Below are 23,769 nucleotides of genomic sequence, written 5' to 3'. Positions count from 1 at the left end.
TCCTCGATGTGTTAACGCCATTATACCGGTTGACCCCGACCGTCGTCCGCCCCTTGCCTGGCGTCGGTGTCCAAGCCATGCCATGACTGCTGGCGATGCCATTCCGCCTCCTCGGCATGCAGGTAGCGGCTGGTGGTATCGAGCCGTGAATGGCGCGCGGTCTCGGCCAGGTAACGCAGCTCGACCCCCGCCTGGGCCTGGTGGGTGAGCGCCGTATGGCGCAGCCAGTGCGGTGTGGCCCGGCGCAGCAGGCTGACCTCCCGGACTGCCTTGGCACCCGGTGTCGCCTCCAGGTCCGTGGCGGCCGCGTCGAAGGTCGCGCGGATCAGCCGGTACAGGCGGTTCTCGCCCAGGCCGCGGCGACCGTCCAGCCCCCGCAGCAGCGGCGTGGTCTCGTCCGGGCCGGGCTCGGGAGCGAGGCCGAGATGGCCTCGCCACTCGCCAAGCAGGCGCAGCATGTCCGGCGGTACCGGAATGCTCGCCGCCTTGCCGCCCTTCCCTACCACCGCCCACCACCAGCGACCCTCGCGCCGATGGAAGTCGTTCATGCGGGCCGCGGCCATCTCGCCGATCCGGGGAGCCAGCAGATAGGCGAAGCCGAACGCCAGACACCGTCGCCTGGCTTCGAAGCGCTCTCGGGACGTGGCCTCGGCGGCAGGCGCGCGTGTCAGCCAGCGCCATAGCCAGTCCCACAGCGGTTTTTCCAGATAGCGCTCCACCCTGCCCTGCCGGTTGTCCAGGCGGCGGCGCTTGTCGCGCATCAGCCGAAAGGGGTTGTGGCCAAGCCAGCCCGCCTCGACCAGCCAGGCGCAGAGTCCCTGCAAGATCACCAGGCTCTGCCGGCGGCTGGCCGGCGACAGCGGGCCGCGGAAGGGCCGCCAGCGCGGGTCATGACGAGGGCGCGTCGGGCCGACCCAGCGCTCCCGCGGGCGCGGGTCGCCGAGAAAGGCCTCGAAAGCATCGAGGTGGTCCCGGCGCAGCGCAGTCAGTGTCATCTTCTGATCCGCCAGCCACAGCAACAATCGCTCCGCCTCGCGGCGATAGGCCCGCTGGGTATGCGGGCTGGCACGATACTCGGCGAGCCACTGCGCCACCGCCTCGGCATCGCTGCCGGCGGTGATGTGAAGGCCTGCCGGCTCTTCCGGCGGCTGCGCACGTCGCTCGCGTACGGCCGATATCACACTCACCGTCTCACCGGGCGTCGCCTGCCTCGCTTCACTATCCATCTCTTCTCCCTTGCTCCTTGCTCCTTGCTCCTTGCTCCTTGCTCCTTGCTCCTTGCTCCTTGCTCCTTGCTCGTCAGTATCCGGGTTTCCTGGCAATAAAAGCAAGATAAGCCGCGTAATCTTGATTTTAGTCCAAGAAAGATAATGTAAATTACGTATTACGTTTTATGTAATAACCTTTATCTCTACTCCGCCGCCGGGTAAGCTTCGCCAGACCCTGCCCAAGCCCGGTCAGGTCCGACAGACAAGGAGACGAGATGGCACGCAGCGGTGTGCAATACGAGGATGTTCAGCGGGCCATTGATGCCCTGCTGTCCCAGGGCGATACCCCCAGCGTGCAGAAGATCCGCGAGGTGTTGGGCACCGGCAGCTTCACCACCATCAGCGAGCATCTGCGGGAATGGCGGACCCGTCGCCAGGAAAACCGCGATGTCCCGCCGCCCCGCGGCATGCCGGTCGCATTACAGGAACTGGCCGAAACCCTGTGGCAGCAGGCCCAGGAAGCCGCCAACGAGGCCCTCGCCCACTATCGCCGCGAGGCCGACGACAAGGTGGCCGAATCACGGGACCAGGCCGCCGAGGCGGCACGCCATGCCGAAGACGCCGAACAGCGTGAGTCGGCCCTCTCCGGCCACCTGACCCGTACCGAGGAACGCCTCGAGGCCCAAGCCATGGAGCTGGCGCGGCTGCAGGCCGATCATGAGGCCCTGATGCACCGAGAAGCGCGGCAGCAAGAGAGCCGAGGGCGGCTGGAAACCCGGCTCGAGGCGTTGCAGGCGGAACTCGAGGGCCAGGCCCAGGCCCACCGCCAGGCACTGGCTGAGCAGGAGAGGACGCTTCAGGCGCGACTCACGCAGGAAGAGCAGCGTCACGAGAGTGCGGAGGCCCGCCTGATGAGCCTGCTCGATGAAGCTCGCCAGGAGCGCCAGGCCGCCGAGAAGGCTCATGTCAGCCGCCACGACAAGCTGGAGAAACGCCTGGAGACGCTGCAGGAAGAGCACAAGGCGCTGCGCGTGGCGCTCAGCGAGGAGCAGCAGGCGGGGCGCGACGTCGAGGCGGCCCGGGCGGCGCTGGAGGAGGAAAACACCCGCCTGACGGCGCGGCTGGAGGACAGCCAGCAGGCCCTGGCATCACGCCAGGAGCGCATGGAAGCCCTGGAGCGCCGGCTGGAGGATCGCCTCTGGTCGTCGCTGGAAAGGATTCGCGAGACCCAGTCCCGGCTAATCGAAGCGGTCGGAAACGAGGCGGGCCCCGACGATGCGGGGCCCGGGGAGGAACGCGAGGCAGTGCCGACGCCTCAGCGGTAGTAGGCGTTGGTGGTGTCGGTGTGGTCGGTGACGTCGCGGATACCGGCGAGCTCCGGGATGCGCTCCATCAAGGTCCTCTCGACGCCCTCCTTGAGGGTCAGGTCCACGGCGGCACAGCCCTGGCAGCCGCCGCCGAAGGCCAGCACGGCCACCTGGTCCTCGGTGAGCTGGACCAGCTTGATCTCGCCACCGTGGGCCGCCAGCCCCGGGTTGATCTCGCTGTAGAGCACGTAGTTGACGCGGTCGGACAGCGGGCTGTCGGCATTGACCTTGGGCATCTTGGCATTGGGCGCCTTGATGGTCAGCTGACCGCCCATGCGATCGGCATTGAAGTCAACCACCGCCTCCTCGAGAAACGGCAGGCTGTTCTTGTCCAGGTAGACGGCGATCTTGTCGAGCTCGAGCCGCTCGTCGCTGGGCTCCTCCTCACCGGGACGGCAGTAGGCCAGGCAGGTCTCGGCATAGGGCGTGCCGGGCTGGGTGATGAAGATGCGCACGGCGATGCCCTCGACGTTCTGCTTGGCCAGCAGCTCGGCAAGGTAATCCTGGGCACTGTCGGTAATCTGGATGCTGTCGCTCATGAGACTCTCACTGGTCGCGCCAAGCCGGGTCGGGGTGTTTGCAGGGCTCGGCCGAGGAATGGCATGCCCCTATGGTAAGCGACCCGCTGCCGGGAGACAATCCCGACGGTTTTACTCGGTTATACGCCGGGCCCCTGCCGCCAGGGGCCGGCTTTTGCTACCATATGGGGCCCAGTTCGGCAGGCCAGCCCCGATGACAAGACGCCCCAGGCGCCACGCTGCCGAACGCGACCGACGCCTTTACGCTGGAGATCGATCCGACCCATGGCCGCTGCTCCCACTCCCCTGACCGCCACGCTTACCGAACGCCTCCGCCAGCAGATCCTGATGCTGGATGGGGGCATGGGCACCATGCTGCAGAATGCCGCACTCTCCGAGGCGGAGTTCCGCGGCGAGCGGTTCGCGGACTGGCCGAGCGATCTCAAGGGCAACAACGACCTGCTGGCGCTGACCTGCCCCGACCTGGTCACGCGGATCCACCGTGACTATCTGGTGGCCGGCGCCGACATCGTCGAGACCAATACCTTCAATAGCACCCGCCTCTCCCAGGCCGACTACGGCATGCAGGAGTTGGTCCCCGACCTCAACCGTGAGGCCGCCCGCCTGGCGCGGCAGGTCTGCGACGCGGTGGCCGAGGAGACCGGGGTGCCCCGCTTTGTTGCCGGGGTACTGGGGCCGACCTCGCGTACCGCCTCGCTGTCCCCGGACGTCAACGACCCCGCCAAGCGCAACGTCACCTTCGATGAACTGCGCGACAACTACCGCGAGGCCGCCGAGGCGCTGATCGAGGGCGGCAGCGACCTGATCCTGATCGAGACGATCTTCGATACCCTCAACGCCAAGGCGGCAATCTACGCCCTAGAGGCGCTGTTCGAGGATCGCGGCGAGCGGTGGCCGGTGATGATCTCCGGCACCATCACCGACGCCTCCGGCCGGACCCTCTCGGGCCAGACCACCGAGGCCTTCTGGAACTCGGTGCGCCATGCCCGGCCGCTGTCGGTGGGCCTGAACTGTGCCCTGGGGGCTGAGGAGCTGCGCCCTTACCTCAAGGAGCTGGCCGACAAGACCGATACCTTCATCTCGGCGCATCCCAATGCCGGCCTGCCCAACGAGTTCGGCGAGTACGACCAGACCCCCGAGGAGATGGCGGCCATCGTCGCCGAATTCGCCCAAAGTGGCCTGGTCAACATCATCGGCGGCTGCTGCGGCTCGACCCCCAAGCATATCGCCGCCATCCATCAGGCGATCCATGGCCTGCCGCCCCGGGAGATTCCCCGCCGCCCGCAGGCCTGCCGGCTCTCCGGCCTCGAGCCCTTCAACATCGCCCCCGATGCGCTGTTCGTCAATGTCGGCGAGCGCACCAACGTCACCGGCTCGGCGCGCTTCAAGCGGCTGATCAAGGAGGAGGACTACACCACCGCCCTGGAGGTGGCCCTCGAGCAGGTGGAGAACGGCGCCCAGGTCATCGACATCAACATGGACGAGGGCATGCTCGAGTCCGAGGAGGCCATGGTGCGCTTCCTCAACCTGATCGCCGGCGAGCCGGACATCGCCCGAGTGCCGATCATGGTCGACTCCTCCAAGTGGGAGATCATCGAGGCCGGCCTCAAGTGCATCCAGGGCAAGGCGGTGGTCAATTCCATTTCCCTCAAGGAGGGCGAGGCCGCCTTCCGCGAGCAGGCCACCAAGTGCCGGCGCTACGGCGCCGCGGTGGTGGTCATGGCCTTCGACGAGCAGGGCCAGGCCGACACCTTCGCGCGCAAGACCGAGATCTGCCAGCGCGCCTATCGGCTGCTGGTGGACGAGATCGACTTCCCGCCGGAAGACATCATCTTCGACCCCAATATCTTCGCCATCGCCACCGGCATCGAGGAGCACGACAACTACGCGGTGGACTTCATCGAGGCCACCCGCTGGATCCGCGAGCACCTCCCTCACGCCATGGTCTCCGGCGGCGTGTCCAATGTGTCGTTCTCGTTTCGCGGCAACAACCCGGTACGCGAGGCCATCCACTCGGTGTTCCTCTACCACGCCATCCGTGCCGGCCTGACCATGGGCATCGTCAACGCCGGTCAGCTGGCGGTCTACGACGACCTGCCCGAGGAACTCCGCGAGGCGGTCGAGGACGTGGTCCTGAACCGCCGCAGCGACTCCACCGAGCGCCTGCTCGAGCTGGCCGACAAGTACAAGGGGGATGGCTCCGGCGGCGCCCGCAAGGAAGACCTCGAGTGGCGCAGCTGGGAGGTCGAGAAGCGCATCGAGCACGCCCTGGTCAAAGGCATCACCGCCTATATCTTGGACGACACCGAGCTGGCGCGTCAGCGCGCCGAGCGCCCCATCGAGGTCATCGAGGGTCCCTTGATGGACGGCATGAACGTGGTCGGCGACCTGTTCGGCGCCGGCAAGATGTTCCTGCCCCAGGTGGTCAAGTCGGCGCGGGTCATGAAGCAGGCGGTGGCCTACCTGATCCCCTACATCGAGGCCGAGAAGGCCGAGGACACCCAGGCCAAGGGCAAGATCGTCATGGCCACGGTCAAGGGGGACGTCCACGACATCGGCAAGAACATCGTCGGCGTGGTCCTGCAGTGCAACAACTACGAGGTCATCGACCTCGGCGTGATGGTGCCGGCCGAGAAGATCCTCAAGACCGCCCGCGAGGAGAACGCCGACATCATCGGCCTGTCCGGTCTGATCACCCCGTCACTGGACGAGATGGTCCAGGTGGCCAAGGAGATGCAGCGTCAGGGGTTCGAGGTTCCCCTGCTGATCGGCGGCGCGACCACCTCCAAGGCGCATACCGCGGTCAAGATCGAGCCCGGCTACGCGCACCCGGTGATCTATGTCACCGATGCCTCGCGGGCCGTCGGCGTGGCAGGCAAGTTGCTGTCTCCCAGCCAGAAGCCGGACTACGTGGCCGAGATTCGCGCCGAGTACGACAAGGTTCGCGAGCGCAACGCCCGGCGGCGTCCCAAGGCGGCGGAGATCAGCTACGCGGAGGCCCGCCGTCACAAGCCGGCCCTGGACTGGGCGACCTACACCCCGCCGCGTCCCGCTATGACCGGCCTTCGGGTCTTCGACGACTATGACCTCGAGACACTGCTCGAGCGCATCGACTGGACCCCCTTCTTCATGAGCTGGCAACTGGCCGGCAAGTACCCGAAGATCCTCGATGACGCGGTGGTCGGCGAGGCGGCCCGCAACCTCTTCGGCGATGCCCAGGCGATGCTGCGCAAGCTGATCGACGAACGGCGCATCCGAGCGCGGGGCGTGATCGGCCTATGGCCAGCCAACACCGTCGATGACGACGTCATCGAGGTGTATGCCGATGAGTCGCGCCGCGAGGTGATCGAGCATCTGCATCACATCCGCCAGCAGACCACCAAGAATCGCGAAGGGGTCTGCTACAGCCTGGCCGACTTCATCGCCCCCAAGGCGAGCGGTAAGCCGGACTGGATCGGCGGATTTGCCGTCACCACCGGGCACGGCGTCGAGGAACTCGCCAACCGCTACAAGGCGGCCGGCGACGACTACAACGCCATCATGGTCCAGGCCCTGACCGACCGCCTGGCCGAGGCCTTCGCGGAGCACATGCACGAGCGGGTGCGCAGGGAGTTCTGGGGCTATGTCCCGGACGAGGCGCTGGACAACGAGGCCCTGATCGCCGAGAAGTACCAGGGCATCCGGCCCGCGCCCGGCTATCCGGCCTGCCCCGACCATACCGAGAAGGCGACCCTGTTCCGGCTGCTCGAGGCCGAGACCCACGCCGGGCTCGAACTCACCGAAAGCTTCGCCATGTGGCCGGCCGCGGCGGTGTCCGGCTGGTACTTCTCCCATCCCCAGTCGAAGTACTTCTCCACCGGCAAGATCACCCGTGACCAGGTGGAGGTGCTGGCCAGCCGCAAGCGGATGCCCCTCGCGGAGATGGAGCGCTGGCTGGCGCCGGTGCTTTCCTACGATCCCAGCTGATGACCGAGTCGGTGCGTTTCGCGGGCGCCGGCATGCTGCCTGACGCATGCCGGCGCCGGACCATCCTGCATCTGGCACTACCGATCATCGCCGGCATGCTGACCCAGAGCCTGCTCAACCTGATCGATGCCGCCCTGGTCGGCTCGCTGGGCGAGGTGCCGCTGGCCGGGGTGGGCATCGGTGGCTATGCGATGTTCCTGGTCACCGCCGTGGTGTTCGGCCTGTCCTCCGGCGTCCAGGCCCAGACCGCGCGCCGCCACGGCGAGGAGGCCTGGGATCACCGTGCGGTGGCCCTCAATGCCGGCCTGCTGATTGCACTGGCCATAGCCCTGCCACTGGCCCTGCTCTGCCTGTGGCAGGCGCCGGCCTTGCTGGCGCTGATCAACCAGGACCCGGCGGTCAACACCGAGGCCGTGGCCTACTTCCGCTGGCGCGTGGTGTCGCTGCTGCCGGTGGCGATGATCTTCTGCTTCCGGGGCTACTGGAACGGTATCCAGGAGACCGGCCTCTACCTGCGCATCATCCTGGTGATGCACCTCGTGAACGTGGTGGCCAGCGTGGGGCTGATCTTCGGGCTCGCTGGGCTGCCGGCCATGGGCGCCGCCGGGGCCGGGGCCGGCACGACACTGTCACTCTACGTGGGACTTTCGATCTGGGCCGGGCTGAGCCTTCGCCATGCCACGGCCAGCGGCTTTCTGGCCGGCCTGCCGGGCCGCGGGCCCCTTGGCACCACCCTGCGCCTGGCCGCTCCCCACTCCTTCCAGCAGATCTGGTTTGCCGCCGGCTATGCGGTGCTGTTCGCCATCCTCGGCCAGATCGGCACCGCCAGCGTGGCGGTGGGCCACGTGCTGGTGAACCTCTCGCTACTGCTGATCCTGCCAGGCGTCGGGCTCGGCATGGCCGCCATGAGCCTGGTGGGCCAGGCGCTGGGGCGTCAGGCCCACCGAGAGGCGCATCGCTGGGGCTGGGACGTGGTGCACCTGGCCTGGCTCTTCCTGGCCGCGCTGGCGCTGCCCATGATGCTGTTCCCCGGTCCGGTACTGGGGCTGTTCCTGCATGATGCCGAACTCGTCGCCCTGGGTATTCTGCCGCTGCGCCTGACGGCCGTGATGATCGTGCTGGACGCCGCCGCACTGGTATTCGCCCAGGCCCTGCTGGGCGCCGGGGCGAATCGGACGGTGATGACCACCACCCTGACGCTGCAGTGGCTGGTGTTCCTGCCGCTCGCCTGGTGGGTGGGGGTCCATCTCGACCAGGGGCTAGCCGGCATCTGGTGGGTGCAGTTAGGGTATCGATGCCTCAACTCGGCCTGGTTCGTCATGATCTGGCAACGCTGTCGCTGGCAATGCCTGCCTGTTTAGCCGCCAGAGGCCGAGGCTACCCATTAGGCGTAATTCCATTTTGAATATAAAATATGAATATTTATTCTTTTATAGAATATACGCGACCCGGTAAGGTGGTCGCCAAGCTTCCCCACTTCCCAGTTGCAGGTAAGCGCTGAATGTACCGTTACGACACCCATGATCAGACCCTGGTCGACGAGCGCGTCGCCCAGTTCCGCGACCAGATGCGTCGCTACCTCGAGGGCAAGATCAGCGACGAGGAGTTTCTGCCACTGCGCGTGCAGAACGGTCTCTATATCCAGCGCTATGCGCCGATGCTGCGCATTGCCATCCCGTACGGCATGCTGGCCTCCTACCAGCTGCGCAAGCTGGGAGAGATCGCGGCGCGCTATGACCGCGGCTACGGCCACTTCACCACGCGCACCAACCTTCAGCTGAACTGGCCCAAGCTCGAGGACGTGCCGGACATCCTGGCCGATCTCGCCAGCGTGCAGATGCATGCCATCCAGACCAGCGGCAACGACATCCGCAACACCACCACCGACCAGTTCTCGGGGATCGCCGCCGACGAGGACGTCGATCCGCGGGCCTGGTGCGAGCTGGTCCGCCAGTGGTCGACCTTCCACCCGGAATTCGCCTATCTGCCGCGCAAGTTCAAGATCGCCGTGACCGGGGCCGAACAGGATCGGGCGGCCATCCAGGTCCACGACGTGGGCCTGCGCCTGTGGCGTGACCGCGACGGCGAAGTGCGGGTCAAGGTGCTGGCCGGTGGCGGGCTCGGGCGTACGCCGATGATTGGCGAGACGGTCCGTGAGGATCTGCCCTGGCAGCACCTGCTGACCTACCTGGAGGCCATCCTGCGCGTCTACAACCAGTTCGGGCGGCGCGACAACAAGTTCAAGGCGCGCATCAAGATCCTGGTCAAGGCCCTGGGCATCGAGGAGTTCCGTCGCCGCGTCGAGGCAGAGTGGGCGCACCTCAAGGACGGCCCCCAGACCCTCACCGAGGATGCCGTGGCCGCCGTGGCCGACCACTTCGTCGACCCCGAGCGTCGCGAGGTGGCGCCGGAGGCCATCGAGGCCCACGAGCGGCTGCGGGCGGACAACCGCGCCTTCGCCCGCTTCGTGACCAACAACGTCACCGACCACAAGGTGGCCGGCTACAAGGCCGTCACCCTGTCGCTGAAGCGCCGCGAGCACTCGCCCGGCGATGTCACCTCGGAACAGATGGGCGCCATCGCCGACCTGGCCGACGAATTCGGCTATGGTGAGCTGCGGGTCACCCATGAGCAGAACCTGGTGCTGACCGATGTCCCGGTGGACCGGCTGGAGGAACTCTGGCAGCGCCTGGAGAGCCTAGGCATGGCCAATCCCACCGTGGGCACCCTGGCCGACCTGATCTGCTGCCCCGGCGGGGACTACTGTGCGCTGGCCAATGCCAAGTCGATCCCGGTCGCCCATGCCATCCAGGAGCGCTTCGAGGACCTGGACTTCCTCTATGACCTGGGACCGCTGGATCTCAATATCTCCGGCTGCATGAACGCCTGCGGCCACCACCACGTAGGCCATATCGGCATTCTCGGTGTCGACAAGAAGGGCGAGGAGTACTACCAGATCTCGCTGGGCGGCAGCCAGGGCAACAATGCCTCGCTGGGCAAGATCCTGGGGCCTTCCTTCTACCGCGAGGACGTGCCGGAGGTGATCGACAAGGTGCTGCAGGTCTATGTCGGTGAGCGTGCTCCGGACGAGACCTTCCTCGACACCTATCGCCGCATCGGCCTGAAACCCTTCAAGGAGCGTGTCTATGCCTGAACAGACCAGCCACCGTCCCCTGATCGCCGAGCGCCGTGTCGTCGTTGATGATGCCTGGGTGCTCTGCGAGGACGCCGAGCAGCGTCCCGAGAGCCAGCCAGCGATCATTCCACTAGAGGCCTGGCAGGTCTCGGCCAAGGGCGAGGCTCTCGCCCCCTGGCTGCCCAGCGACACCGAGATGACCGCCGAGTTGGCCGAGGAACTGCGCGACGCGCCGCTGGTCGCCATCGACTTCCCAAAGTTCACCGACGGCCGCGGCTACAGCATCGCGCGACTGCTGCGTGAGCGCTATGGCTACACGGGCCAGATCCGCGCCGTGGGCGATGTGCTGATCGATCAGTTGTTCTACATGTCCCGCTGTGGCTTCGATGCCTTCCTGCTGCGCGAGGACCAGGTCGTCGAGGATGCCCTTAAGGCGCTGGACACCTTCAGCCTCAGCTACCAGCCGGGTACCGACGATCCGGAACCGTTGTTCCGGCGTCGTCTGCGTAAGCCGGGAAAGACCCAGGCGGATCGGGCCGTGGCCTGATCCGCTGACGCTAGGACGAAGACCACGAAGCCGGCCACGGGCCGGCTTCGTGGTTGTCACGCCCCCATCGAAGGCCTCAGCCGCGGCGCTTCTGCTGCCGCTCCCGATTGGCGGCCCGGGCCCGCTCGCTCTTGCGCAGCATCACCCAAGTCGCCCCCAGGCCACCCTCGCCCTGACTCGCCGAGGCAAAGGCCTGGACCTCGTCGAAGGCCACCAGCCACTTGGCCAGATAGGAGCGCAGTACATTGGGCGGGCTGTCGATCTCTCGCCCTCGCCCATGGATGATCAGCACGGAACGCAAGTCATGCTCCCGTGCCTCCCGCAGAAAGGCGGGCAGGACCCGCCGGCACTCCTCCAAGGGACGGCGCAGCAGGTGCAGGCTGGCCTGCGCGGCATAGCCGCCGTGGCGCAGGCGCTCCACCACGCCCTGCTGGATGCCATCGCGGCGAAACTCCAGGGGGTCGAAGGGCGGCACCAGATCCACGAAGTCATCGGAGAGCATGTCGCGCTCGTCGGCACCTCGGGCCGCACTCTCGCGCCGGGCGAGCTGGGCCTCGCTAGGAGCCCGGTGGGAGCGACCGGCATCGGCACGATCATGGCCGCGACGCAGCGGTTGGACCTCGCCGACGAGTGCCCGGAAATCCATCTCGTTATGACGGGACTGGCTCATGGGGCACCTCCGGTATTGGTGGGATGACACCATCCTAGCAAAGCGCCAGCAAGGGCTTAAGTCTCGCTCGATATCCTGTCAGGATAAGGGGCGTCTTGCCCGTGGAGCCGCTCATGCCCTCACCCCGACGCCTGCTCGCCTTGCCCCTGGTCATCGCGCCACTGGGCGCGGTCGGCTGGCTGTGGCTGATGCTGCTCAGCCCCTGGACCTATGACCGCCCCGACCATCTGTCCCCGGTTCAGGAGGGCCCGCATCGCCTGTTCGTCTACGGCACCTTGCGGTATGCGCCGGTACGCTGGTTGGTCTATGGGCGTACCGGTGATCCGGAGCGGGTCGTATTGCCTGGCTATCGTCGCGAGGGGCTGGACCTGGTCGTGGACCACGGTTCCCGCGTAGAAGGCCTCTTGTTGCGCCTGGATGCCGAAGAACTGTCACGACTGGATCGTTACGAGCGGCTTGGCTATCGCTATGAGCGTATCCGGGTGACCCTGGTGGATGGTTGTGAGGTCTGGTCCTATCAACGATTAGAAGACTGATTATTGTTTTTGAACAGAAGATAACGGTATAAATATCTGGCTATCCCCTTTCCCTGCAAGGCTCCGCTGCGGCACTATGGCCAAGAACCGATGGCGAGCGGACAGGTCATGGAAGCCGAGATCTCCCTACTGGATATGCTGACGCGACTCAGCGTGGCCGCCGGGCTCGCCTTGGTGCTGGGCCTCGAACGCGAACTGCGCGGCAAGCCTGCCGGACTGCGCTCGCACATGCTGGTGGCGCTGGGGGCAGCGGCCTTCCTGATCGTTGGCTTGGAGATCCTCTTTGCCACCGCCGAGGGTGACCCCTCGGCGCGCATCGATCCCACGCGCATCGTCGAGGGCGTGATCGGCGGTATCGGCTTTCTCGGCGCCGGGAGCATCATCCGCAGTGGCGCCAGCGTCCACGGCATCACCACCGGCGCGTCCATCTGGCTCGCCGGCGCCATCGGCATTGCCGCTGGCGTTCACAACTTCGCCCTGGCCGCCATGGTCACGGGACTGGCCTTGGTGATCATGACCGTTCTCGGGGCCATCGAACGCTTTCTTCCTCATCACAAACGCAGCGAGTGAACCCCGCCCCCCGGAATGCTGGTTGTGGGCCTGATCGGCCACGGCCTACAATGAGCCGCGTTCGTGCCGATCGATGACAAGGATCCCGTAACATGATCACCCTCTTGCATAATCCGCGTTGCTCCAAGTCCCGCCAGGCCCTCGCCTTGCTGGAAGAGCGCGGTGCCGACCTCCAGGTGCGTCGCTACCTCGATGACCCGCTCGACGAGAAGGAGCTGCGCTCATTGCTGTTGCGCCTGGATACCGATGGCAAGGCGCTGGTCCGCACCAATGAAGCCGACTGGAAGGCACTTGACGCCGATATCGATGACCCCGACCAGGTGATCCGGGCCATCGTGGCGCATCCCGTGATCATGCAGCGTCCCATCGCCGACGACGGCACCCGCGCGGTGATCGGACGCCCCCCGGAAGATGTCCTTGGCTTGCTCGACTGATCCCCTCGTCCCTGCATCAGGAACCCCCATGTCCGACCCCTTGCCCTATGTACTGGTCCTTTACTATTCACGCTATGGGGCAACCCGCGCCATGGCCGAGCGCCTGACGGCCGGCGTCGAGTCCTGTCGTGGCATCGAGGCCCGGCTGCGCACCGTACCGCCGGTCTCGCCGACCTGTCAGGCGGTCGATCCCGAGATTCCGGCCGAGGGCGCCGTCTACGCCAGCCTCGACGACCTGCGTCACTGTTCGGGACTGGCCTTGGGTAGTCCGACCCGGTTCGGCAACATGGCCGCACCGCTCAAACACTTCATCGACTCCACCATCGAGTTGTGGATCGGGGGGGCCTTGGTCGACAAGCCCGCCACCGCCTTCACCTCCACGTCCAGCCTGCATGGCGGCCAGGAGACCACCCTGATCTCGATGCTACTGCCCCTGCTGCATCACGGCATGGTCTACGCGGGACTCCCCTACAGCGAGGTCGCACTCATGGAGACAACCGGGGGCGGGACGCCCTATGGTGCCAGCCACCTGGCGGGCAAACGCAGCGACCGCCCGCTGGACGACCATGAGCGCGACCTCACCTACGCCCAGGGCAGGCGACTGGCCCATCTCGCCCTGGCCCTCCACCGCTCGCAGGAGACTTTGGCATGAGGCAATGGCTTGAGGGACTCGAGGCGCGCAAGGGGCTGGACCGTCTGGCGCGACGCTCACGCCAACTGGTGCTCGGCAGCTTTGCTCTGCTGCTCGCGCTGATGGTCTACCGCGGTCTGATCGTCGAGACCACCGGTAACCGGTTGTTGCCCCTGGTCGCCTTCGTGCTGCCGCTGGTGCTGTTTTTGCCTTCCATCCTGACCCGCCGCCCTCGTGGACATGCCTGGCTGGCCTTCGTCAGCCTGCTCTACTTCGCCCAGGGGGTCATGGTCACCACCCTGCCCGGCCAGGGACTGCGTGGCGTCCTCGAAGCCCTGGTCGCCCTGGCGCTGTTCATCGGCTGCATGGGCTATGCCCGCTTCCGTAGCCGGCAGGTGCACGCAGGATGAGCCGAAGTCGCGTGTCGACTCGGGTGTTGAGCTCGAGCCATCAACCGGCGAACATGGCATGAAATCCAAGGAGAACGCCATGACACGCAATATTGCCGACATCCGGCGCGACTATGAAGGCGGATACCTCGACGAGTCCCGGATGCCCGAGGACCCCTGGCCACTGTTCGACGAGTGGCTGACCCTGGCCCTGGACGCCGAGGGCGATGACGGCAACGTCATGACCCTTGCCACCGTCGACAGTGGCGGTTACCCCCACGCTCGTGTCGTGCTGCTCAAGGGCGTCGATGAGCGCGGCCTGACCTTCTACTCCAACTACCACAGCCACAAGGGCAGCGAGCTGGCCAACATGCCTCATGCGGCCCTGGTGTTCTGGTGGCCCTCGCTGTCCCGCCAGGTGCGCATCGAAGGCACGGTGGAGCCGGTCAGCACCGAGGAGTCCGACCGTTACTTCGCCAGTCGCCCCCGCGCCAGCCAGCTCGGTGCCTGGGTGGCCACCCAGAGCGTGGTCATTCCCGACCGCACCTGGCTCGAGGAGCGCGAGCAACGCTTCGAGCGGGCCTATGAGGGTCAGGAGATCACCCGGCCCATCCACTGGGGCGGCTATCGTGTCATCCCCGAAATGATCGAGTTCTGGCAGGGCCAGCCGAGCCGACTTCACGACCGCATCCGCTATGAGCGCCGTTACAGCAGCTGGCAGCATTTTCGCCTGGCCCCCTGACCGACCCGCTGGCCGTCCCTGGCGGACGGCCCCGGTTCAGTCCGGCCGGCTCTCGAGACGGTGTCGCTGCCAGTCGCTCTCCGGCTCGTTGAGCCGCAGTACCGCATCCACCACCTGTTCTTCCATGTTATAGCTCAGCTTGAAGCCGAGACGCTTCATCAACGCGCGCATGGGATGGTTGTCGACCATGACCTTGCCGATCATCTCCAGGGTGCCCACGTGCCGACAGTAGCGGATCATCTTGTTCATCAGCAGGCTGCCGATGCCCAGCCCCTGCAGATCGTCACGGATGATGATCGAGAACTCGGTGCGGATGTTATCCGGGTCGTTCCAGACCCGCACCACCCCGAGCATTTCCTTGCTGCCGTCCTCTCGGGGGTGCTCGGCAATGAAGGCCATCTGCCGGTCGTAATTGATGTGGGAAAGGATCGACAGATCGCGCTGGGTCAGGTCGGCCTTGTTGTGGAAGTAGCGGAAACGGATGCTCTCCTCGGACAGCTGTTCGTGGAAGCGGGTAAGCAATGGCGCGTCCTCGGCGCGGATTGGTCGCACTTCTACCTCCCAGCCGTTCTTGAGGGTGACCCACTCCCGCAGTTCCTCCGGGTAGGGCATGATCGCGAAGCGCGCCGGGGTACCGAGGTCCATGGCGAAATCCACCGCGATCAGACCATCACGGTTGAGCAGCAGCGGATTGAGTTCGAGACCGCGCAGTTCCACCAGATCACTGGCCATCTGCGAGAGCGTGACGAGCAGCTTGCAGAGCCGCTCGAGGTCACGCGCCGGGTCGCTCGAGTGCTCACGGATCAGCCGGGCAGCATGAGTACGTCCCACCATGTCATCCGCCAGGGTCATGTTGAGCGGCGGCAAGGCCACCTGTCGATCCGCCAGAATATTGACCTTGTAGCCTCCGATCCCGAACACGATCACCGGCCCGAACACCGGGTCCCGGGTGATCCCGGCACAGAGCTGCATGGAGTGCTTGCCGCGCTGCATGGGCTGCAGGCAGTACTCGTGGATCTTGAAGGCCGGAAACCTCTCGCGAACCTTGTCGCCCAGTCGCTGCACGCCCTCCGCCACCTGCTCGGGAGTGGCCAGGTCCTGGAGCAGCCCGGCGGAGAGCTTGTGGGGATGCTGACGATAGCGAAACGGCCGGCAATTGCCCTCATGCACCACCTTCAACGCCTTGGGGCCCGCGAAGTCGGCCGCAGCGGCCCAGGCCTCCTCGGGGGCTTGCAGGTAATGCCGCGGCGCCACGCGGATGCCATAGGCCTCGAGCACCTGGGCGGTCTCGGAGTGACACAGGGTCTCGCGCCCGGCCGAGCGGACACCGTCGATCAGCTGGCGACAACGGGCCCGGATGTCGGCCGTGGTGGCAAACGGCAGGCTGGGGGGTGTCTCCTGGAGTAGCGCCTGGACGCGCTGGTAGTCGACCATGTGCATGAAGGCCTTCACCGCCTTCTCCGGCGAGAGGTAGGTGGGAATGCCCGCCAGGTTGCACTCATAGCGAGCCGACAGGGCCTCCTCGAGGCCCATCCAGCTGGTCAGCAGGTTGCGACGGAAGCGCTTGCGCGCCGCGATGATCGCCTGGGCGGTGGACTTCGAGGGCGCCAGCCGGGTCGGGGCATGCACCACCAGTACCGCATCCACCCCGGGATCGGCGGCCACCAGCTCCAGGGCCTCCACGAAGCGCTCCGGCGTGGCGTTGCCGCCCAGGTCGACCGGGTTCTCGCCGGGCTTGCTCATGTCCAGATCGTCGCGCAGGGTGTCCCGGGTCGCGTCCGTGAAGCGGGCCAGCCGGCCACCGGCGCTGATCAGCTTATCGATCGCCAACATGGCAGGTCCCAGGCCATTGGCGACGATGGCCAGACGGTCGCCGCGCAGGGGCTTCATGCGCGACAGCGTTTCCAGGGCATCGAAGAGCTCGTCGGAATCATCGACCCGTACCACCCCCGCCCGGGAGAAGGCGGCATCGAAGAGCCGGTCGCGGTTGGCGATGCCCGGGGTCGGCGGCAGCCCCGAGATGTCCGACTCGGACGTGCGGCCGCTCTTGATGGCCAGCACCAGCCGGTTGCGGGAGGCATCCCGCAGCGCGGTCATGAAGTGCTGGGCATCCAGGATGCGCTCCAGGTGCAGCAGGATGGCCTGGGTCGGCGCATACTGGTTGATGTAGTCCATCAGGTCGGGCAGCAGCACGTCCACGCTGTCCCCCACCGTGACCAGATGGGAGAAACCGATACCCCGACCGGCCGCCCAGTCGATCATGGCGTTACCGAGCATGCCCGACTGGCCCAGATAGGCCACGCGCCCGGCCTTCACCGGTCGGCTGGCATAGGAGATATTGAGCTTGCGCCCCGGCAGGATCACCCCCATGCACTCCGGTCCCAGCACGCGGATGCCCGATTCCCGAGCCGCCCGCAGCATGCGGCTGCGGATCGACCCCGACTCGTCGTGTGCATCATCGAGGTGGGCCCCACCGGAGAGGACCAGAGCCGCCTTGACGCCGAATCGGCCCAAGCGTTCGATCAGCGCCGGCACCGCCTCGACCGGTGTGCAGATCACCGCCAGGTCGGGCACCTCGGGCAGCCGGTCGACGTCGGTGATGCAGGGCTCATCGAAGACGTCGTCATAGCCCTTGGGGTTGACCGCCCAGAGACTGCCCGTGAAACCGCCCTCACGCAGGTTACGGATCACCATTCCCCCTATGGAGTAGGCTCTCTCGGACGCCCCGATCACCGCAATGGTGCGCGGCTCGAAGAAATGGCGCAGGAAGCGGGTACTCAAGGTCGGCTCCTCCGGTTGGGATCAAAGACCTTCATCATATAGTGCCGGCGCCTTCGACCTGAAGGTCCCGACGGCCACCACCGAGCGTTCGACCTTTTGACACTGTTCCGGCATGGCTCACCGATCTTAAGGTAAAGGCAATCTCCCCGGAGCGCCTTCATGATCACCGCCTATATCACGCACCCCGACTGTCATCTTCACCACATGGGCCCAGAACACCCCGAGAGTCCACTACGCCTCGACGCTATCCGGGCTCGGCTGATGCGCAGCGGCGTGCTGCAGCAGACCATGCAGTCGGAAGCGAAGGCGGCAACCGAGGAGCAACTGGCCCGGGTCCATCCCCGGCGTCACCTCCATGCCCTGGACAAGTGCGTCCCGACACAGGGCATCGTCACCCTCGACAGTGACACCATGCTGAACCCCGATACCCTCAAGGCCGCCCGGGTGGCGGCGGGCGCCGTGATCCGGGGGGTCGACCAGGTCTTCCGCCATCAGGCCGACAACGTCTTCTGCGCCGTGCGTCCTCCCGGCCACCATGCCGAGGCCGCCGATGCCATGGGGTTCTGCTTCTACAATAACATCGCGGTGGGTGCCGCCCATGCCCGAACGGCATATGGCGCCCGGCGCATCGCCATCCTCGACTTCGATGTCCACCAGTGCAACGGTACCATCGACATCTTCAAGGACGACCCCGACGTGCTGGTCTGCACCAGCTTCCAATATCCCTTCTATCCCTGGCGCTACCTGAGAAGCGAATGGCAGAACGTGGTCAACACGCCGCTGCCCGCCGGCACCGACAGTGCCGGCTTCCGGCGCGCCATCGAGGATGACTGGCTACCGGCCCTGCATGCCTTCAAGCCGGACCTGGTGCTGGTCTCCGCCGGCTTCGATGCCCATCGGGAAGATCCCCTGGCCGAGCTCTGCCTGGAGGACGAGGACTTCCACTGGGTGACCCGCCTGGCCCTCGAGATCGCGGCGCTCTATGCCGACAAGCGCCTGGTCTCGGTGCTCGAGGGCGGTTACGACCTGGACAGCCTGGGGCGCGGGGCCGAGGCCCACGTCAAGGCCCTGCTCGGATTGCCCTTCGGAGAGTGATCGAGGACGGCGGGGTTCCTGACGCTGCCGTCCGGTCGCAACGGGCGTGATCACGGTCGTCGGGAGGCAGGCGAGACGCGGCATTTATGATAGTCTGCGGGAAACTTCGTTTCCGATAGTGAACGCCCCATGCCCGCCAAGACCGCTCAGGATGCCGCCCTGCGCATCGCCTCCGGCCGCAAGCCCTTCGTTGAACCCCTGCGCCTGGGTGAGCGCCTGCGCGAGATCCGCCTGGCCAATCAGTGGACCCTGGAGGACGTGAGCCAGCGTACCGGCCTGGCCCGCTCCACCCTCTCCAAGATCGAGAATGATCAGATCTCACCGACCTTCACGGCGGTCCAGAAGCTGATCAACGGCCTGGGCATCGACCTGCCCCAACTGCTCTCCCCGCCCCGGGTCCAGCCCCACACCATGGGGCGGCGCGATCTCACTCGGCGTGGCGAGGGGCAGCGCCATCCCACACCGACCTATGAACACGAGCTGCTCAGCTGTGAGATGGCCCAGAAACGGATGATTCCCTTCAAGACCATCGTGCGCGCTCGACGCTTCGACGAGTTCAGCGAATGGATACGCCACGACGGCGAGGAATTCCTGATGGTGCTGAACGGCGAGATCCGGCTCTACACCGAGTTCTACGAACCGCTTCATCTGGCCGCCGGCGACAGCATCTACTTCGACAGCGACATGGGGCACGCCCTGGTCTCGACCAGCATCGAGGACGCCGTGGTGCTTTCGGTCTGCACGCCCCGGGATGGCCTGTGACCCCCACTCTCACTCGCGAACGCGCTGGTCGCCGGGCCGGGCGGGCGGCATGGCATCCAGCACGAGCCGCTCACCGGCATGGATCGCCTGGAAGTGCTTGCCCTTGGCCCGGGCGAGTAGCAGCACGCCGAAGCGCGCGGCCAGCTCGACCCCCTTCTGGGTTACCCCGGAGCGGGACACCAGCACGGCGATGCCCATCTGGGCGACCTTGAGCACCATCTCGGAGGTCAGGCGACCCGTGGTGTAGAAGATGTCGCCGGCCCTCGTCGTCTCGTCTCCTACCAGCCACTGGCGTCCCGCCAGGGTATCCACGGCATTGTGGCGCCCCACATCCTCGACGAAGTCCAGCACCTCATCTTGTCGGCAGAGCGCACAGCCATGGACGGCCCCGGCGCTGCGGTAGGTCTCGTTATGGGCCCCGAGGTTGTTCAGCAGGCGATAGAGCACCGACTGGCGCAGCCGCGTGGCCGGCAGTGGATGCAGCGAGGTGGCATCCAGCAGGCGGCCGAAGACGGTGCCCTGACCACAGCCGGTGGTTACGGTCCGCTGCCCCAACCGCTCCTCGAGATCTTCGGGCAGATGGCGGATCACCACCGCTGCCGCCTCGACTTCCCAGTCCACATGTACCGCCTGCAGGTCCTCTCGGCGGCTGAGCAGCCCCTGGTTGCGCAGATACCCCACCACCAAGGCCTCGGGATCGGCACCCAGGGTCATCAAGGTGACGATCTCGCGTCGGTTGAGGTAGACCGTCAGGGCACGCTCGGCGGCGATAGGCTGACGTCGGATCCGTCCGAACTCGTCGAGCACGTCAATCTCCAGGGTGGCCGGCAGGCGCGCCCGACTCAGGTGGATCTCGGACATCCAGGGTTCCTCATCGTGCAGCGTTGATTGACGATAATGGCATTGTCCTTCGCGACTGTCTGTACTCACCATGACACGGCTTGAGCACGGCATCCATGGCCTCCATCAGCAGTCATCGTCCCCTGAGCTTCGACGTGACCGGCGAGCGGCTTACCGTCAAGGGCTTCCCCACGACCCGCTGGCGCATCACCGGCCTGCGGCTGGGCCATGAAGGGGCCTGGTCGCTGGTGCTGCAGCTCTACCTGACCGAACGCGCCGCCTATCGCTTCAACCTGACGGGGCAAGCACCGCGTTTGTTTGTGCTCGGCGGCGAGGCGAGCGGTGACCCCGTTCCCAAGGCCATCACCGCCAGCCAGGAGGTTGCCGCCAGCTGGCTCGATGGCGAACAGCAGGTCCTGGAAGTGGACATGCCGCTGGCAATCCAGGCCTGGCTCGAGGCCTACCTCACCCAGCATGGCGAGGCCCCGCCGGAGCCTCACAAGAAGCGACGCCAGGGCGTGGGACTTGCCCATCCGGGACTTGCCCGGGAGTTAGACGCATGAACCGCCTCGCCCGGTGGTCCCGTCTCAAGCGTGGTGAGGTGGTCGACCTGCCGACCGAGGACAAGGGGCCTGATGACCCCATGGCGCATGCCTCTCCTTCCGGCGCGCCGTGCGACACCCGAGACGCCCCGACCGACTCCGCCGACCTGTCTCCCGGCAGCCTCGATGCCAGCCTGCCCGACCCGGACACCCTGCCTCCCGGCAGCGACATCAAGGCCTTCCTGGCGCCGGGCGTCAGCGCCGGCCTGCGGCAGCGGGCACTGCGCCGGTTGTTCGCGGCGAAGCATTACAACGTGCGCGATGGCCTCGACGACTACGATGACGACTATCGACAATGCCTCAAGCCCCTGGCCAGCGAAGTCGCTCAGCGGTTGAGGCGCTGGGCCGAGTCCACCCAAGAATCGGTGACCGACGACGATACACAGTCGGCATCAGCCGACGATCCCACCGGGAAGCGTTCCCCTCGGGACACCTCCCCGACGCAACCCCCGACACCCGAGAGCGCGCCCAGGGACGCCTCGGACAACCATCTGCCGGTAACGGACACCACGACTCGTGGGGAGGGTGAGAGCGTATGAATCAGCGAATCGATGTGATGCCGGTCAACGACCCCCACAACCGGCAAGCCCGGGAAGCCGCCTACCAACAGGTGTCCTGGCCGGTCAACCTGACCCCCGCCAGCGTCGGCTACCACAGCGACGGCCATGCCCTGATCGTGGGCAACGAACGCGAGGCCCGCCGAGCCGCTCGGGCACTGAGCGGACGGGGGCTGGCCTCCGTGAGCCTGCTGTTGACCGACCCTATCCCGGCAGTCCCCGCCGCGGCCCCTGCAAACGACGAGGGCCTGCTGGCGGCCACCCGATCCCTGCCCCACCATGCCCTGACACGCAGCGAGCGTCAGGCCCTGCGGGTCGACGGCTATCTCGGCCTCTTCACGGTGACCCTGGCGCGAGCCGAGGGCCCGGTGAACCTGGCCAAGGCCCTGGCCAACCGTAACCACTTCGACCAGATCCTCGACCTCGGCGAGGTCCCCCTGCTGACGCTGGAGCTGCCGCCCCCGGGCTATGTCGCCCTGGCGTCGCCGGGACACGACCGGGCGACGCTGATCGAGGCCTTCGCCGATCTGGTCGGGGAGTTCGACAAGCCTCGCTACTTCCAGATCGGCCCACAGCGCTGTGCCCACGCGGCCAACGGCCGCCTCGGCTGCACCCGCTGCCTGGACGTCTGCCCTGCCGATGCGATCCACAGCCATCCGGGACGGATCGACGCCCACATCGAGATCGACCCCTTCCGCTGCCACGGGGTCGGCAGCTGCACCAGTGCCTGTCCGACCGGGGCCATCGAGTTCCGGCTGCCAGACACGCATCGCCAGCAGGACACCGTGCTGGCCTGGCTCGCGGCCTATCGGCAGGCCGGGGGCGAGACACCGGTGGTACGCTTCCACCAGGCCGAGGGCGCCTCATCACGAGAAGACACCCCCGGACACCTGCTCGACGTACCGCTCGAGGAGCTTGGGGCCGCGGGACACGACCAGTGGCTGACCGCCCTGGCCGGCGGTGCCACCGAGGTGCGCATCCAGCGTCACCACGATATGCCCGAGCGCCTGACCAGCTTCCTCGAAGAGCAACTCGCCCAGGCCCGGGCGCTGCTGAGCGCGCTCGGGCATGCTCCCGAGCGTATCCGACTGGTCGCGCCCGGCGGCCTCGAGACCCGAGATGCCCCACCCTCGCATCCGCCCCTGGGAGACCCGCTCCTGTCTCTGCACGGCACCGACAAGCGCGAGCGTCTCAACCAGGTGATCACCCGGCTCGGTGAGCAGGGGCAACCGGATGGACGGCGCCATGCGCTCACCGCCGGCGCCGCTCACGGCGGCCTTCAGGTCGCCTCGACGGCCTGCACCTTGTGCATGGCCTGTGTCGCCACCTGTCCTACCCCGGCCCTCGGCGCGGGAAACGACAGCCCCCGACTGACCTTCCGTGAGGCCGACTGCGTGCAGTGCGGGCTCTGCGCCGAAGCCTGCCCGGAACAGGCCATCACTCTAATCCCCGGCTTCCTCGCCGATGCCGCCCGCACCGCTCGACGGGTCTGCCATGAGGAGCCGGCCTTCGCGTGCATCCGCTGCGGCAAGCCGTTCGCCAGCGCCAGCACCATCGCCACGATCAAGGCGAAACTCGCCGACCATCCCTATTTCGCCGGTGAGGCCCTCGCCCGCCTGGAAATGTGCGAGGACTGCCGCGTCCGCGACGTCTGGCGGGACATGGCACGCCACCCCGAATCCCAGCTCAAGGTGTGAGTCCGATGAAACAGCGCCCCGAATTTCCTCCCTCGCCTGATGAGACAAACGCCCTGCGAGCGGATATCTATCGGCTGCTGGCCGGGCTCCTTCGCGAGGCGCCGGCTGCGGACATGCTTGACTGGCTGGCCTCCCTGGAAGCCGACCCGGCAGACGGCGATCTCGCCCGGCACTGGGCCACCCTGGCGGCGGCCGCCGGGACAGCCACGCCGGACGCCTTGGGGCGGGCGTACTTCCGTCATCTGGTGGGCGTCATCGAAGGTGAGGTGATCCCCTATGCCTCCTGGTATCGCAACGGGGCCCTGATGGACGAGGCCCTGCTCACGCTACGTCGTGACCTACGTGTCCTGGGCCTCGAACGCTCGGCGCACACCCGGGATCCAGAGGACCACATGGCGGCCCTGCTCGAGGTCATGGCCCTGCTGATCGACGAGCGCGCGCCGGATGAGGCGCGCTTCTTCATGCGCCATCTGGCTCCCTGGGCCTCACGTTGTTTCGCCGACCTCGGCGTTGTCGATACCCCCTTCTATGCCGGGCTCGGCCACCTCGGTCGGGCCTTCATCGACATGGAGCATGAGCGACTCGCCGCGAAGGTCGAGCGCGACCCGGTCGAGCGCGACCCGGTCAGGCTCATCGATCCCGATACAGCCGCCACGGCACCGGCTGTCACCCCTGCTCCCTTTCACGGCCACTGACCGAT

Annotated in this window: 22 protein-coding genes; 17 read left to right on the top strand and 5 right to left on the bottom strand. The window is 66.6% G+C overall.

The window, feature by feature from the left end; all coding sequences use genetic code 11:
• Positions 1-20: 20 nt before the first annotated feature.
• Positions 21-1,226 (bottom strand): tyrosine-type recombinase/integrase, encoded by a 1,206-nt coding sequence (locus FHR94_RS01670; RefSeq protein ID WP_183323867.1) that lies wholly within the window; start codon positions 1,224-1,226, stop codon positions 21-23.
• 257 nt (positions 1,227-1,483) lie between these two features.
• On the opposite strand from FHR94_RS01670, the gene FHR94_RS19815 reads away from it, so the two are divergent.
• Entirely contained in the window at positions 1,484-2,533 is a 1,050-nt protein-coding gene (locus FHR94_RS19815; RefSeq protein ID WP_183323866.1) for a DNA-binding protein, read from the top strand.
• Here the strand turns inward: FHR94_RS19815 and nfuA are convergent.
• On the bottom strand, positions 2,524-3,114 hold the full coding sequence (nfuA, locus tag FHR94_RS01660; protein WP_183323865.1) for a Fe-S biogenesis protein NfuA: 591 nt from the start codon (positions 3,112-3,114) through the stop codon (positions 2,524-2,526). The genes FHR94_RS19815 and nfuA overlap by 10 nt on opposite strands.
• Positions 3,115-3,378: 264 nt before the next feature.
• Between nfuA and metH the strand changes: the two genes are divergently transcribed.
• From metH to FHR94_RS01640, 4 genes are all read left to right on the top strand, one after another.
• Entirely contained in the window at positions 3,379-7,080 is a 3,702-nt protein-coding gene (metH, locus tag FHR94_RS01655; protein ID WP_183323864.1) for a methionine synthase, read from the top strand.
• A 32-nt stretch (positions 7,081-7,112) separates the two neighbouring features.
• Positions 7,113-8,441, top strand: a complete 1,329-nt coding sequence (locus FHR94_RS01650; RefSeq protein WP_183323961.1) for an MATE family efflux transporter — start codon at positions 7,113-7,115, stop codon at positions 8,439-8,441.
• A gap of 140 nt (positions 8,442-8,581) precedes the next feature.
• Positions 8,582-10,234, top strand: a complete 1,653-nt coding sequence (locus FHR94_RS01645) for a nitrite/sulfite reductase (RefSeq protein ID WP_183323863.1) — start codon at positions 8,582-8,584, stop codon at positions 10,232-10,234.
• Positions 10,227-10,763, top strand: coding sequence for a DUF934 domain-containing protein (locus tag FHR94_RS01640; RefSeq protein WP_183323862.1), 537 nt, complete (start codon positions 10,227-10,229; stop codon positions 10,761-10,763). Before FHR94_RS01645 ends, FHR94_RS01640 begins: the two co-directional genes overlap by 8 nt.
• A gap of 76 nt (positions 10,764-10,839) precedes the next feature.
• On the opposite strand, the gene smrA is transcribed toward FHR94_RS01640, so the two are convergent.
• Positions 10,840-11,433 (bottom strand): DNA endonuclease SmrA, encoded by a 594-nt coding sequence (gene smrA, locus FHR94_RS01635; RefSeq protein WP_183323860.1) that lies wholly within the window; start codon positions 11,431-11,433, stop codon positions 10,840-10,842.
• A 113-nt stretch (positions 11,434-11,546) separates the two neighbouring features.
• Here smrA and FHR94_RS01630 point away from each other — a divergent pair, with 113 nt between their 5' ends.
• From FHR94_RS01630 to pdxH, 6 genes are all read left to right on the top strand, one after another.
• Entirely contained in the window at positions 11,547-11,969 is a 423-nt protein-coding gene (locus FHR94_RS01630; RefSeq protein ID WP_183323858.1) for a gamma-glutamylcyclotransferase family protein, read from the top strand.
• Positions 11,970-12,077: 108 nt separating this feature from the next.
• Positions 12,078-12,539 (top strand): MgtC/SapB family protein, encoded by a 462-nt coding sequence (locus FHR94_RS01625; protein WP_183323856.1) that lies wholly within the window; start codon positions 12,078-12,080, stop codon positions 12,537-12,539.
• A 92-nt stretch (positions 12,540-12,631) separates the two neighbouring features.
• Entirely contained in the window at positions 12,632-12,973 is a 342-nt protein-coding gene (locus FHR94_RS01620) for an arsenate reductase family protein (protein WP_183323854.1), read from the top strand.
• Between the two features lie 28 nt (positions 12,974-13,001).
• Positions 13,002-13,625, top strand: a complete 624-nt coding sequence (gene wrbA, locus FHR94_RS01615; RefSeq protein ID WP_183323853.1) for an NAD(P)H:quinone oxidoreductase — start codon at positions 13,002-13,004, stop codon at positions 13,623-13,625.
• Positions 13,622-14,014, top strand: a complete 393-nt coding sequence (locus FHR94_RS01610; protein ID WP_183323851.1) for a DUF2069 domain-containing protein — start codon at positions 13,622-13,624, stop codon at positions 14,012-14,014. The genes wrbA and FHR94_RS01610 overlap by 4 nt, the downstream gene beginning before the upstream one ends.
• Positions 14,015-14,093: 79 nt before the next feature.
• A complete protein-coding gene (gene pdxH / locus FHR94_RS01605; protein WP_183323849.1) occupies positions 14,094-14,735 on the top strand; it encodes a pyridoxamine 5'-phosphate oxidase in 642 nt (213 codons plus the stop codon).
• Between the two features lie 36 nt (positions 14,736-14,771).
• Here the strand turns inward: pdxH and FHR94_RS01600 are convergent, their stop codons facing one another.
• Positions 14,772-17,516, bottom strand: coding sequence for a bifunctional acetate--CoA ligase family protein/GNAT family N-acetyltransferase (locus FHR94_RS01600; RefSeq protein ID WP_183323848.1), 2,745 nt, complete (start codon positions 17,514-17,516; stop codon positions 14,772-14,774).
• Positions 17,517-17,675: 159 nt separating this feature from the next.
• Here FHR94_RS01600 and FHR94_RS01595 point away from each other — a divergent pair, with 159 nt between their 5' ends.
• Both FHR94_RS01595 and FHR94_RS01590 read left to right on the top strand, forming a co-directional pair.
• The gene (locus tag FHR94_RS01595) at positions 17,676-18,611 is read left to right on the top strand and encodes a histone deacetylase family protein (protein WP_183323847.1); all 936 of its coding nucleotides are present in this window, start codon (positions 17,676-17,678) and stop codon (positions 18,609-18,611) included.
• A 129-nt stretch (positions 18,612-18,740) separates the two neighbouring features.
• Positions 18,741-19,373 carry a helix-turn-helix domain-containing protein gene (locus tag FHR94_RS01590; protein WP_183323846.1) on the top strand — a complete coding sequence of 211 codons (633 nt, stop codon included), beginning with the start codon at positions 18,741-18,743 and terminating at the stop codon, positions 19,371-19,373.
• 9 nt (positions 19,374-19,382) lie between these two features.
• Here the strand turns inward: FHR94_RS01590 and FHR94_RS01585 are convergent, their stop codons facing one another.
• Positions 19,383-20,234 carry a formate dehydrogenase accessory sulfurtransferase FdhD gene (locus FHR94_RS01585; RefSeq protein ID WP_183323845.1) on the bottom strand — a complete coding sequence of 284 codons (852 nt, stop codon included), beginning with the start codon at positions 20,232-20,234 and terminating at the stop codon, positions 19,383-19,385.
• A 95-nt stretch (positions 20,235-20,329) separates the two neighbouring features.
• Between FHR94_RS01585 and FHR94_RS01580 the strand changes: the two genes are divergently transcribed.
• The 4 genes from FHR94_RS01580 to FHR94_RS01565 are packed head-to-tail and all read left to right on the top strand — an operon-like array spanning position 20,330 to position 23,764.
• Positions 20,330-20,776 carry a DUF3305 domain-containing protein gene (locus FHR94_RS01580; RefSeq protein WP_183323844.1) on the top strand — a complete coding sequence of 149 codons (447 nt, stop codon included), beginning with the start codon at positions 20,330-20,332 and terminating at the stop codon, positions 20,774-20,776.
• The gene (locus tag FHR94_RS01575; protein ID WP_183323843.1) at positions 20,773-21,354 is read left to right on the top strand and encodes a DUF3306 domain-containing protein; all 582 of its coding nucleotides are present in this window, start codon (positions 20,773-20,775) and stop codon (positions 21,352-21,354) included. Before FHR94_RS01580 ends, FHR94_RS01575 begins: the two co-directional genes overlap by 4 nt.
• Positions 21,351-23,069, top strand: coding sequence for a 4Fe-4S binding protein (locus FHR94_RS01570; protein ID WP_183323842.1), 1,719 nt, complete (start codon positions 21,351-21,353; stop codon positions 23,067-23,069). Before FHR94_RS01575 ends, FHR94_RS01570 begins: the two co-directional genes overlap by 4 nt.
• A gap of 5 nt (positions 23,070-23,074) precedes the next feature.
• Positions 23,075-23,764, top strand: a complete 690-nt coding sequence (locus FHR94_RS01565) for a TorD/DmsD family molecular chaperone (RefSeq protein ID WP_183323841.1) — start codon at positions 23,075-23,077, stop codon at positions 23,762-23,764.
• Positions 23,765-23,769 lie beyond the last annotated feature (5 nt).

Origin of the sequence: Halomonas cerina, from assembly GCF_014192215.1 — a bacterium.
In the GTDB taxonomy this organism is placed as follows: domain Bacteria; phylum Pseudomonadota; class Gammaproteobacteria; order Pseudomonadales; family Halomonadaceae; genus Halomonas; species Halomonas cerina.
Note: the sequence above shows the minus strand (reverse complement) of the source record. Positions and strands in the feature narration are given on the sequence as shown.